The sequence below is a fragment of the Pseudomonas pichavaramensis genome (assembly GCF_050473265.1).
In the GTDB taxonomy this organism is placed as follows: domain Bacteria; phylum Pseudomonadota; class Gammaproteobacteria; order Pseudomonadales; family Pseudomonadaceae; genus Aquipseudomonas.
In genome coordinates this window covers 38,915-51,536 of record NZ_JBJKFJ010000004.1, presented here as the reverse complement: position 1 = coordinate 51,536, position 12,622 = coordinate 38,915, and the positions used below count along the sequence as shown (strand labels likewise).

Annotated in this window: 10 protein-coding genes; 8 read left to right on the top strand and 2 right to left on the bottom strand. The window is 63.0% G+C overall.

Features of this window, described 5'->3' with window-relative positions; genetic code table 11:
* The first annotated feature begins 40 nt into the window (after positions 1 to 40).
* The 8 genes from ACJRW5_RS07875 (at position 41) to ACJRW5_RS07840 (ending at position 10,744) form a co-directional block, all read left to right on the top strand.
* A complete protein-coding gene (locus ACJRW5_RS07875) occupies positions 41 to 619 on the top strand; it encodes an antibiotic biosynthesis monooxygenase (RefSeq protein ID WP_484569978.1) in 579 nt (192 codons plus the stop codon).
* 137 nt (positions 620 to 756) lie between these two features.
* Complete coding sequence (locus tag ACJRW5_RS07870; protein WP_484570260.1) at positions 757 to 2,598, top strand: amidohydrolase; 1,842 nt, start codon at positions 757 to 759, stop codon at positions 2,596 to 2,598.
* Between the two features lie 44 nt (positions 2,599 to 2,642).
* On the top strand, positions 2,643 to 3,878 hold the full coding sequence (locus ACJRW5_RS07865; protein ID WP_484569977.1) for an OprD family porin: 1,236 nt from the start codon (positions 2,643 to 2,645) through the stop codon (positions 3,876 to 3,878).
* Positions 3,879 to 3,880: 2 nt separating this feature from the next.
* The gene (locus ACJRW5_RS07860; RefSeq protein WP_484569976.1) at positions 3,881 to 5,518 is read left to right on the top strand and encodes an MFS transporter; all 1,638 of its coding nucleotides are present in this window, start codon (positions 3,881 to 3,883) and stop codon (positions 5,516 to 5,518) included.
* 153 nt (positions 5,519 to 5,671) lie between these two features.
* Positions 5,672 to 6,394, top strand: a complete 723-nt coding sequence (locus tag ACJRW5_RS07855) for an alpha/beta hydrolase (RefSeq protein WP_484569975.1) — start codon at positions 5,672 to 5,674, stop codon at positions 6,392 to 6,394.
* 55 nt (positions 6,395 to 6,449) lie between these two features.
* Positions 6,450 to 9,449 (top strand): sensor histidine kinase, encoded by a 3,000-nt coding sequence (locus ACJRW5_RS07850; protein ID WP_484569974.1) that lies wholly within the window; start codon positions 6,450 to 6,452, stop codon positions 9,447 to 9,449.
* Positions 9,446 to 10,087 (top strand): response regulator, encoded by a 642-nt coding sequence (locus tag ACJRW5_RS07845; RefSeq protein ID WP_484569973.1) that lies wholly within the window; start codon positions 9,446 to 9,448, stop codon positions 10,085 to 10,087. The genes ACJRW5_RS07850 and ACJRW5_RS07845 overlap by 4 nt, the downstream gene beginning before the upstream one ends.
* 87 nt (positions 10,088 to 10,174) lie before the next feature.
* Positions 10,175 to 10,744 carry an AraC family transcriptional regulator gene (locus tag ACJRW5_RS07840; RefSeq protein WP_484570259.1) on the top strand — a complete coding sequence of 190 codons (570 nt, stop codon included), beginning with the start codon at positions 10,175 to 10,177 and terminating at the stop codon, positions 10,742 to 10,744.
* Here ACJRW5_RS07840 and ACJRW5_RS07835 read toward each other — a convergent pair whose 3' ends face one another.
* A complete protein-coding gene (locus tag ACJRW5_RS07835; protein ID WP_484569972.1) occupies positions 10,745 to 11,347 on the bottom strand; it encodes a glutathione S-transferase family protein in 603 nt (200 codons plus the stop codon).
* Between the two features lie 107 nt (positions 11,348 to 11,454).
* A complete protein-coding gene (locus ACJRW5_RS07830) occupies positions 11,455 to 12,609 on the bottom strand; it encodes an aminotransferase-like domain-containing protein (protein WP_484569971.1) in 1,155 nt (384 codons plus the stop codon).
* Positions 12,610 to 12,622: the final 13 nt, after the last annotated feature.

Here is a 12,622-nt window from a genome sequence, read left to right as displayed (position 1 = left end):
CTGGGTCGACCAAACCAAGGCCTCGAACAGAGTCTCCAGCATGAGCGAGACGCAGTCGGATACCGTCACTCTGGTCGTGCGTCATCAGGTTCGACCAGGCCATGTACCACGCTACGAAGCCTGGCTACGACGCATGATCGCAACGGGTAGCCATTGCCCAGGCCATCTGGGCGTGGATGTGGTGCGCAACCGCCACCCCTGCACAGTGCAATTCACCTGTGTGTTGCGCTTCGCCAGCCTGGGCCTGCTGCAGGATTGGCTCGAATCAGAGCAGAGACGCCTGTTGATCGCTGAAGTCGAGCCGCTGTTGCGTGCTGGCGATCAGCTGGAAATTGCAGAGGGCAGCGCCTTCTGGTTCGTACCCCAGGGAACGCAGGAGCCACCGCCACTCTGGAAACAAGCCTGCGTGAGCTTTCTGGTGATCCTGCCGCTCAGCCTGCTCGTACCACTGCTTTGGCAGCCCGCGTTTCAGCTCATTCCCTGGCTCGGTGGCTATCTGCCTAGCAACGTGCTGATCACCCTGAGCATCGTCCTGCTCGTGGTGTACCTGTTCATGCCCATGGCCACGCGGCTGTTCGCTGCCTGGCTGAGCCCAACCACAAACGAGGACCGACCATGAGCCAGGATCCCTCCGACCCCAAACGTCGCCACTTTCTCGCTACCAGCAGCGTCCTCGGCGCTGCTGGCGCGTTGTGGTCCGCCTTACCCTTCGCCGCCATGGCCAACAGTTCTTCCGCCAGCTCATCCGGAGGCAACATGAGTGCCGATCTCATTCTGTATAACGGCCGTCTGCACACGGTCGACCCCGAAAAGCCAAACGCCAGTGCCGTCGCCATCAAGGACGGTCGCTTCATCGCCGTTGGCAGCGACGCCGAAGCCATGGCCCAACGCGGCGATGCCACCCAAGTCATCGACCTGCAAAAACGTACAGTCATTCCCGGGCTCAACGACTCGCACCTGCACCTGATCCGGGGCGGCCTCAACTACAACCTGGAACTGCGCTGGGAAGGCGTGCCATCGCTGGCCGAAGCCCTGCGCATGCTCAAGGCCCAGGCCGACCGCACACCAACCCCGCAGTGGGTCCGTGTGGTCGGCGGCTGGACCGAATTCCAGTTCGCCGAAAAGCGCATGCCGACCCTCGACGAGTTGAACAAGGCCGCACCGGATACGCCGGTGTTCGTACTCCACCTGTACGACCGCGCCCTGCTCAACCGCGCGGCCCTGCACGCTGTCGGTTACGACAAGAACACCCCCAACCCGCCTGGCGGCGAGATTGTCCGAGATGCCAACGGCAACCCCACGGGCATGCTGATCGCCCGCCCCAACGCGATGATCCTTTACGCCACCCTGGCCAAGGGACCGAAGCTGCCGCTGGAATATCAGGTCAACTCCACCCGCCAGTTCATGCGCGAACTCAATCGCCTCGGCGTCACCAGCGCCATCGATGCCGGCGGCGGCTACCAGAACTATCCCGAGGACTATCAGGTGATCCAGGAGCTGGCCGACAAGGATCAGCTCACCGTGCGTATCGCCTACAACCTCTTCACCCAGAAACCCAAAGAAGAGCTGGCCGACTTCAGGAACTGGACGAGTAGCGTCAAACTGCATCAAGGCGATGACTTTCTGCGTCACAACGGCGCCGGCGAGATGCTGGTGTTCTCGGCCGCCGATTTCGAAGACTTCGTCCAACCGCGCCCGGACCTGGCGCCAAGCATGGAAGACGAGCTGGAGCCGGTGGTGCGCCACCTGGTCGAACAACGCTGGCCATTCCGCCTGCACGCCACCTACGACGAATCCATCTCGCGCATGCTCGACGTGTTCGAGAAGGTCGACCGCGACATCCCCTTCAACGGCCTGCCTTGGCTGTTCGACCATGCCGAAACCATCAGCCCGCGCAATATCGAACGGGTGCGGGCACTCGGCGGCGGCATCGCCATCCAGCATCGCATGGCGTTCCAGGGCGAGTACTTCATCGATCGCTACGGCGCCGAGGCTGCCGAACAGACCCCGCCGATCCAGCGCATGCTCGCCGAGGGGGTGCCGGTCGGTGGTGGCACCGACGCAACTCGCGTGGCCAGCTACAACCCCTGGACCGCGTTGTACTGGCTGGTCAGCGGCAAGACGGTCGGCGGTACCTCGCTCCACCCACAGGGTCTGTCGCGCGATACCGCGCTGCAGCTGTTCACGCACGGCAGTGCCTGGTTCTCTTCGGAACAGGGCAAGAAGGGTCAGATCAGAGTCGGCCAGCTGGCCGACCTGGTGGCGCTCACTGCGGACTTTTTCAGCATCGACGAAGAGCAGATCAAGTGGCTGGAATCGGTTCTCACCGTGGTCGGCGGCAAGGTCGTGCACGCCAGTAGCGAATTCGACAAGCTGGCTCCGCCGACCCTGCCGGTGATGCCGGACTGGTCGCCAGTGGCCATGGTGCCTGGTCACTGGAGCCCCACAGCCGCACCGCTGGCAGCCAGCATCCACCAATGCGTCGGTCCCTGCGCCGTGCACCAGCATCAGCACGACCGGGCGCGCCGCAGCAATATGCCGGTCAGTGATCACCAGGGCTTCTGGGGTGCCTTCGGGTGTTCCTGTTTCGCGTTTTGACCCGGCCCTGCAGACGGCCAGCCCGCCTGGGCTGGCTGTTGGGCATGGTGGTTACCGGCACGAGTCAGCAAACCCTGGCCAGCACGCTTGAAGAAAGCGGACGCTGGAGCCTGCTGCTACGCAACTTCGCCCTGCACAATGACCTGCGCGACGCACCAGGGAATGCCTCCAGCTACCAACGGGAATGGGCGCAGGGCTTCATCGGCAATCTGCAGTCGGGCTTTACCGAAGGCGATATTGGTTTGGGTGTCGACGCTCATGGCTTCGTTGGAATAAAGCTCGACGGGGGTCGCGGCCATGCTGGAACGGGGCTGTTGCCCGTCGATGCTGACGGGCGCGGACAGCATTACGCCTCGGCTGGTGCCGCCATCAAGTTACGCGCAGGCAAGACGCTACTGCGCTATGGCGAGATGACCGTCGAGACGCCGGTATTCGACACCGGAGACAAACGTCTGCAGCCGGAATATGCGACCGGCGTGATGCTGGAAAGCACCCTGTCACCTGACCTGCAAGTGCAGGTTGGTCGCTTCAATCGTTTCAAGAACCAGAACGGCAGCTCGTCCCATGACGACTTCAGCGGCTACGGCGCTTCCACCCATGGCAGCGCCATTACCCTGGCAGGCGCTCGCCTGTTCGAGTCTCGCGAGGTCAGTGCAGCGTTCTATACCTCGCAACTGGAAGACACCTGGCGCCAGAGTTATCTGAACCTCAAGTTCCAGAAAGCCGGCCTGACCCTGGATGGCAATCTGTATCGTACGCGCGAACACGGCTCGTCTAATGCAGGCGACATCGACACGCTGGCCTACAGCCTACTGGCGAGCTACCGGCACGCGGGTCAGGCTTTCACCATTGCCTATCAGCGCGTCGATGGCGACACCCCCTTCGATTTCATCGGCGGGGACTCGATCTATCTGGCCAACTCGATCAAATACGCTGACTTCAATGGCGCCCAGGAACGATCCTGGCAGCTTCGTTACGACCTGGATTTCACCACGCTCGGACTACCCGGTCTGAGCCTGATGACGCGCTATGTACGCGGGCACGGAATCGACGGCACACGTGCTCCGGCCGATGGCGCCTACGCAGATAGCCGTATGCAGGGACGTGGCCGCCATTGGGAGCGTGATATCGACCTGCGCTATACCGTGCAGCAGGGGTGGGCCAAAGGCCTGCAAATGAGCCTGGCGCACGTCAGCCACCGAGGCAACGACGCCCAGCCGCAACGTGATATCGATCGCTTCTATCTCGTCGTCGAATACCCATTACAAGGCCTCCTCTGACCATGAACACCGCCAAGCAATCGCCTTGGGGCGCTCTCAATTACCCGACCTTCCGCTGGCTGTGGTTGGCCAGCATCGCGTCGAACATCGGCACCTGGATGCACGAGGTTGGTGCTGGCTGGCTGATGACCAGCCTGTCCAGCAACCCCATGCATGTCGCGCTGGTACAGGTCGCCGGCTCGGCGCCGATGTTCCTGCTGGCGCTACCAGCCGGAGCCATGGCCGATATCGTCGATAAACGTCGCTACCTGCTCGCCGTACAACTGTGGATGGCGGCCGTGGCCACTACGCTGGCAACGCTGACCCTTCTCGGGCTGACCAGCGTCTGGCTGCTGCTGGGCATGACCCTGGCCATGGGCGTCGGTACCGCCTTGATGATGCCGGCCTGGTCGGCGCTGACGCCGGAGTTGGTAGACAAGCGCGACCTTCCTTCGGCAATTGCCCTGTCCAGCCTCGGTATCAATGTCGCACGGGCACTCGGCCCGGCCATCGCCGGCGTTCTGGTCAGCTTGAGCGGTCCGTGGGCGACCTTCGCCCTCAATGCACTGTCGTTCTTCGCCGTGATGGCAGTGCTGATGACCTGGAAGCGTGAGCGCCAGCTCGCCAGCTTCCCGGCAGAACGCCTGCTGGGCGCCATCCGCGCAGGTTGGCGGTACAGCCGGGCGTCCAAGCCGCTGCAAGCGGTACTGGTGCGCGCCGCAGCATTCTTTCTCGGCGCCAGCGCCGGCATGTCGCTACTGCCCTTGATCGTACGCGGCGAGCTGCAGGGCAGCGCCAGCGACTTCGGCCTGATGCTCGGCAGCGTCGGCGTCGGGGCGGTACTCGGCGCCACTCTGTTGCCGCGCATCCGCGATCGCATCAGCAGTGATCGCCTGGTCCTGCTGGCCAGCCTGCTCTACGCCCTGGTATTGCTGGCCCTGGCCAGTCTGCGCCAGTTCGCTGCCTTGCTACCGGTGATGCTGCTCAGCGGCGCGGCGTGGATCGCCGTGCTGTCAAGCCTGCAAGTCGCCGCACAGACCTCGGTGCCGGACTGGGTACGGGCACGGGCGCTATCGGTATACATCCTGGTATTCTTCGGCAGCATGGCCGCTGGCGGTGCGCTCTGGGGCTTCGTTGCCAGTCATACCTCTATCCCGGTCGCATTGTTCGCTGCCTCGGGCTGTCTGGTACTGGGCCTGCTGCTGAATGCCAGATTCCCTTTGCCGGTCACCGAAAGTGAGGACCTGGCACCATCGCTGCACTGGCCAGCGCCAATACTGGCCGACGAAGCCGACCTCGAGCGCGGCCCGGTGATGGTCACCTTGCACTACGACATCGCCCCAGAACACGCGGCGGCTTTCCGTCAGGCGATGAGCGAGGTCGCGCGCATGCGCCGGCGTAACGGCGCATTCTCCTGGGGGCTGGTGCAGAACAGCGAGAATTCTCGTCACTGGCAGGAGTTCTTCTTCGATGAGTCCTGGCTCGAGCATCTGCGTCACCATGGGCGAGTGACTCGTGCCGAACAGCGTATCGAAGCCGCCGCCAGGCGCTACCAGACAGAGGGTGTAAGTATCCAGATAGAGCACTACCTGACGCCTGCCAAGACAGAGTCGCTGCCACAGGCCCGTGGAGACCGCGACAAAGATGAGGCCCACCGCTGACTCTGACGCGTGGCGGTTCTGCATACCCGGCTGCCTACCCGCCCTTTCACCGCATGCCCATACCAGAACAGCAGGCCTGTTCAAGACAGCCTCGACTGAACAAAAGAAGCTGCAGCCATAGCAAGGATCGCCTCCGCCAGCAGAGACCGCACCGTGAGCAAGAGCGTTGTTTTCATCCATGGAACCTGGCTGACACCCGCCATCTGGCAGCATTTTCAGGGGCGCTTCGCCGCCTGCGGCTACCACTGCTGCGCCCCTGCCTGGCCACAAGGTGAAAGCCGGGGTATCGCTGCACTGGTCACCCATTACCGCCGTTACCTGCTGGAGCAGGCAACGCCGCCGCTGCTGGTCGGCCATGATCTGGGGGCAACCTTGGTACAGCTGCTGCTCGACCAGGGGCTTGGTCAGGCAGGTATCGCTATCGCACCGCTACGCCGCGGTCTGGTGGGTCTACGCAGTACTTGGCCGTGGTTGCTGGGGGGGTTCAGTTCATGTGCGCAACGGCACATGACAGCGCGGCAATTCGCGCGCACCATGGCGCAGACACTGACGACAACCGATCAGGTCAGCGAGTATGCAAGGCATATCGTCCCGGCTCCCGCCCGACTGTTCATCGAGACGGCTCTGGGTATTGGTAATCACATCGACTTCACCAACCACCAGCGCGCACCGCTGCTGCTTATCGCCGGTGGCAAGGACCGACTGGTGCCCGCCAGGCAAATCGCTTCCCTGTATCGTCACCACCGGCGATCATCAGCCCCAACCAGTTTCAGGGCCTTCACCGGCTACAGCCACTGGCTGATCGCCGAACCTGGCTGGGAAGCGATTGCCGATTACTGCATTGAGTGGGCACAAGACCAGCTTGGACCTTTTTGATCATTCGATTTCCCGCTGCATCCGGCGACAGTTGCGGTACAGGCTTCGCCCCCTCTTGACGGCCTGGCTGCTGTACTGCGGTGCCGCTCTGGCAGATGCTGATATTTTCCAACAACTGGAGCATCGCCGCTGGGCCGAGAGCGACGATATTCCCGGACAGATCGGCGCTTTGGCCGAAACCCTTGACGGCTACCTGTGGCTGGGTACCGGCGACTCCCTTTTTCGTTTCGACGGCCTGCGCTTTCGCCGTTACCTCAGTCCTAACGGCCAGGCACTGGGAATCGTCTCCAGCCTGCTGGCAACCGACGCAGGCCTGTGGGTCGGCCTGCGCAACGGCAGCGTAACGCTGATACCTCAAGACGGAGCACTCGCTCAGTTCGACCTGCACCAAGGTGTGATCTACGCCCTGGCAAGCACACCGGATGGCTCGCTCTGGGCTGCCGCCAATGACGGGCTGATGCGATTCGATGGTTCGCGCTGGCAACGCGTCGCCAAAGAAGCCAATTTCGCTGGCGACAATGCCTACAACCTCTTCGTCGACCGTCAGGGCCTGCTCTGGGTGGCCAGCGAGCGAGGCCTGCACTACCTGCCGCCGGGTGAATCGCAGTTTATCGACACGGGTATCGAGACCGCTCAGATACGGCAAATCGCCCAGGCCGCCGATGGCAGTCTGTGGCTCGCCCAGCGTGACGTCGCAGAACTGTTGCAGGTTCGTCTGCAACAGGGTCAGACCACCGTGCGCCGAGTGCAGGTGGACGAGGAAATCAACGGCTTGCTGCCTGACCGCCTTGGCGGCCTCTGGCTGGCGAGCGCTGGCGCAGGGCTGATGTACGCCCCGCAAAGCACCCAACTGGAAAAGGCAGGCGCTCGATACGCTTTCCAGCGAATCGAGCGCTTCAGTTCCCGGGATGGGCTGAGCGCCGACTATACACTACCGCTGCTGGAAGACAGTGAAGGCAACCTCTGGGTCGGCACGCAGAATGGCCTTGATCGGTTCAGCAACAAGCGACTGACTCCCGCGCCGTTTCTGCCTGCAGCTAACAACATGGCACTGGTCGCAGGCGGCGACGGCAGTCTCTGGGTCGGCAGCAGTGACCAACCGGTGATGCGTCTGGCCGATGGCTTGCTGCACGAATTTCAGTTGCAAACACCGATCAACTCGGCAATGCGTGATTTGCGGGGCAATGTCTGGATGGCCGGCCCGGAGGGCGTCTGGCGTTCGCAAGGTACCGAACTAAGCAAAGTGGCCTCTCTGCCTGCAAACCATGAACTGGACTCAGCGGTGCGCGCAATGGCTGTAGACAGTCAGGGAGACCTGTGGCTGTCGCTGAATCGCCAGGGTCTGTTCGTCCTGCGTCAGGGCCAGTGGCAGGCACAGCCTCCGGTCAGCGACAAGCCCTCGCAACGCATGCCGGTCAGCGCGGCGCTGGCGCCTGACGGGCGCTTGTGGCTCGGTTACCGCGACAACCTGATCGTCACTCGCGATGCCAGCGGTGAACGCCGTTGGGGAGAAGCTGACGGCCTGCAGATTGGTCATGTCACCGCCATGGCTCATCTGCAAGGACATAGCTGGGTTGCCGGCCAGCACGGTATAGCCCGTTTCGATGGCCAGGGCTTTCAGATGCTGCCACTGCCGGACAACGGCTTCTTCGACAATATCTACGCGCTCATTGCCGTCCCAGCCGAACAGGGTGAAGACCTGTGGCTGCATGGCAAGGGCGGTATTTTCCAACTGCCGGCCAATGAAGTCCGTCGGGCCCTGCAAGCACCCAACCGGCACATTCGCTATCGCAGCTTCGGTAACGCCGGCGGTCTGGCCAATGATCCGTATCAGGTTCTGCCGCTCCCCACGGCCGTACGTGACGAGGCCGGACGACTGTGGTTCGTCACTCGCAACGGCGTCAATTTGCTGGATCCGCAGCGGCAGACTCAGGACAGCACACCGCCCAGAGTCAAGGTCGACCTGCTCATGGTCGACGGTGAAGCCATGCCCCTCTCTGCTCCGCCGCAGCTGGCGGCCGACAGTCATCGCCTGGTCATCGGCTACAGTGCGCTCAGCCTGTCAGCGCCGGAAGGCTTGCATTTTCTCTACCGGCTGGACGGCTTCGACGAAGCCTGGCACCCGGCCGGAACTCAGCGCGAAGCCATCTACACAGGGCTAGCGCCAGGCGACTACCGTTTTCGCGTACAGGCGGTCAACCAGAGCGGTGTTCCCAGCCAGCACGAGGCCCAATTGGCATTCAGCATCGCCCCGGAGTTCTATCGCCGTCCGCTGTTCATCGTACTCGTCAGCATCCTGTTACTGGTCCTCATGCAGCGGCTTTATCAAGGCAACATGCGCCGCGCCGCCGAACGCCTGCGCACTCGCCTGGAAGAGCGCCACGCCGAGCGTGAGCGCATCGCGCGGGAGCTACATGACACGCTGCTGCAGGGTGTGCAGGGGCTGATCCTGCAGGTTCAGGCCGTCGCAGATAACCTGCCCGCCCCTCAGCAGCCTAGTCGTGAACAACTGGAAAAGGCCCTGGATCGAGCCGAACAGATGATCGCCGAAGGCCGTGATCGGGTTCGCGACCTACGCGACGCCCAGCGCGCCGGACAGGACCTGCCTGTGGCTCTGCTTGCTCTGGACCGGCAACTGGAACACAGCGCCAGCACCTACCGCATTCAGGTGCTGGGCAACGCCACGCTCCTGCACCCGGTGGTGCAGGATGAGCTTTATCAGATCGCCCGCGAGGCGGTAGCCAACGCCTTTCGCCATGCCCAGGCACGCAACGTGCGAGTGGTGCTGAACTACTCCAGTCGCCAGTTCGAGCTACGGATCAGCGATGATGGTAGCGGCCTGGCGACCGAGAGCCTGGCCAGCATCACCGCCAGCGGTCATTGGGGCCTGCAAGGTATGCATGAGCGGGCGCACAAGATCGGCGCCCTGCTGCACATTCACAGCGAACCGGAACGGGGCTGCGACATCCGCGTGTCCTTGCCTGCCGAGCTGGCTTATCGCGATGGGCAAGGCTGGCGCCGCTGGTTGAGACGACTGAGGAAAGATAAACGATGACATCCGCCAAGCGCATACGCGTCCTGGTCATCGACGACCACCCAATACTGCGAGAAGGCATCGCCGCCGTCATTGCCAATCAGGCGGATATCGAACTGGTTGGTGAGGCCGGCGACGGCGCCGAAGCATTGGAGTGTTTTCGGCGCCTGCGCCCGGATGTGACGCTGATGGACCTGCAGATGCCCCGCGTGAATGGCATCGAGAGCATCCAGGCCATTCGCCACGAATATCCGGATGCACGTATCGCCATTCTGACGACCTATCGCGGCGATGTACGGGCCCTGCATGCCATCCAGGCGGGCGCTCAGGCGTACCTGCTGAAGAGCAGCTTGCGCAAGGAGCTTGTCGAAACCATTCGCGCGCTGGCGGCAGGCAAACGACATATTCCCCCGGAAATCGCCGTCGAACTGGCCGAGCACCTCGGCCAGGAGACTCTCACCCCGCGTGAACTGGAAGTCCTGCAAGCTGCCGCACTTGGTTACTCCAATCGCGATATCGCCCAACAACTGGGGGTCGGCGAAGACACCGTCAAAGGCCATATGCGCGTGATCATGGGCAAACTCGGCGCCAATAACCGTACTCATGCTGTCGCCATCGGCGTGCAACGCGGGATTCTCGAAGTCGGCCCCCCACTTTAGTGGGGCTACCCTCTCCCACCTTGTGAGCTGTGCGCCTTCGCTGGCGCCGAGCATCCTTTACATCCGCTCGGACAAGGAGGCTTGCAGATGGGTTCGCTCGGAGGACTTCGCGCAATTACGCTCTGCGAACATCAGAAGGGGCAGGATTCGCACACGCTCGCACAGATCGCCCGCTTGCTCGGTGAGGCAGAGACTGTTTTGCAGGAAGACGCGCAAAGCGCCTACTTCTACCTGGACCAGGCCATGGAACTGCTACGCAGGACCCATGCCTGCCAGGACTGTACGGCCCAACATAGCGGATGCGGCCTGACCCACTGGCAACGAAGACGACTGGACCAGTACATCGGCCAGAACCTGGCTGCTTCCATTCGTACCTGTGACCTGGCCAAACAGCTCAGCCTGAGCAGCAGCCATTTTTCCCACGTATTCAAACAGACCTTCGGCATCACACCATTGGCTTACGTCGCACGTAAACGCATCGCAGCCGCCAGGGAGATGATGCTGACCACCGATCAGCCTCTCACGCAGATTGCCCATGCCCACGGGTTCTGCGATCAATCGCATTTCACCCGTACCTTTCGCCGCGAGACCGGTTTGAGCCCAATGTCGTGGCGGCAACGCTGCACTCAGGGCAAGCCGCCAGCCAGAGGGCAATGATCAGCCCAGCATGGTGACATGTCGCGGATGGCTGGCCACACGTTCGATCCAGGCACGGATCGCCGGGAACTCGTCGAGGCTGAAGCCGCCTTCGTCCGCCACGTGGGTGTAGGCATACAGGGCGATATCGGCGATCGAATACTGCTCACCAACCAAGTACGGCGTGCGCTCCAGCTGCTTCTCCATCACCTTGAGCGCCTTGTAGCCGAGCTTCAGGCAACGCGCGTGTTCCTCGCGGCGCTCCTCGGGCATGCCCTGATAGAGCTGGATAAAACGCGCCACGGCCACATAAGGCTCATGGCTGTACTGCTCGAAGAACTGCCACTGCAGCACCTGGGTGCGCAGACGCGGCTCGCTGGGTAGGAACTCGCTGCCGTCGGCGAGGAAGTTGAGGATGGCGTTGGACTCCCACAGGCAGGTGCCGTCTTCCAGCTCCAGCACCGGAATCTTGCCGTTGGGGTTCTTGGCGAGGAAGGCGTCGCTCTGGGTTTCACCCTGGAGAATGTCGATCGGAATCCATTCGTAGGGTTTGCCCAGCAGATTGAGCATCAGCTTGACCTTGTAGCAGTTGCCCGAGCGGTAGTCGCCGTAGACCTTGAACATCGTATTGCCCTCCCCTTGTTTCCTTCTTTTCCCCGTAGGAGCCGGCTTGCCGGCGATCCACCTTAGCAAGAGCATCGCCAGCAAGCTGGCTCCTACGCTACAAGCCTCTACTTCGCTTGTGCCTCTTGAATCACCGCCGCCAACCGGCGCAGCCCTTCACCGAGACGCTCCGGCGCCACGTGGCTGAAGTTCAGCCGCAGGTGGCCGGGGTTGGCGTCCGGGTCGATGAAGAACGGCTCGCCCGGCATGAACGCAACGTTCTGCGCCAGCGCCGCGTCGAGCAGCGTGCGGGTGTCCAGCGGCTGCTTGAGGGTCAGCCAGAAGAACAGCCCGCCCTGCGGAATCTGCCAGTCGGCCAGGTCGCCGAAGTGCTCGACCAGTGCGCTCTGCATCGAATCGCGACGGACGCGGTAGAAGTCGCGCAGCTCGGCCAGGTGCCCACGGTACTGCTCGCTGTCCAGCCACTGCAGGGCCTGCCACTGGCCGATGCGGTTGGTGTGCAGGTCGGCCGACTGCTTGAGGCGCAGCAGGTGCGGGAACAGGTCCGGGGTGGCGATCAGGTAGCCGACGCGCAGGCCCGGCAGCAGGGTCTTGGACACGGTGCCGGTGTAGATCCAGCTGGCCTTCTTCAGGCGGGTGACGATGGGCGTGGCGCTGCCGGCATCGAACACCAGCTCGCGGTAGGGTTCGTCTTCGATCAGGGTCACGCCGAACTCGTCGAGCAACGCCGCCACGGCATCGCGCTTGGCCTCGCTGTAGCGAGTGCCGGACGGGTTCTGGAAGGTCGGGATCAGGTAGGCGAAGGCCGGCTTGTGGTTCTCCAGGCGCTGACGCAGCGCAGCCAGCTCGGGGCCGTCAGCCTCCTGCGGGACGCTGATGCAGTCGGCGCCGAACAGCTGGAAGGCCTGCAGCGCGGCCAGGTAGGTCGGTGCTTCGAGCAGCACTTCGGTGCCGCGGTCGATGAACAGCTTGGAGGCCAGATCGAGGGTCTGCTGCGAACCGCTGACGACCAGCACCTGGCTGGCTTCACAGGGCACGCCCAGCGCGCGCGCTTCGGCGGCGATGGCTTCACGCAGGGCCGGCTCGCCCTCGCTCATGCCGTACTGGCCCATGCTCGCCGGCATCTCGGCCCAGTCCACCTTGGGCAGCATCGGCTCGGCCGGCAGACCACCGGCGAACGACATCACCTCCGGCCGCTGCGCCGCAGCGAGAATTTCACGGATCAGGGAGCTTTTCAGGCGGGAGATGCGTTCGGAGAACATGGGGTGTCCTGGT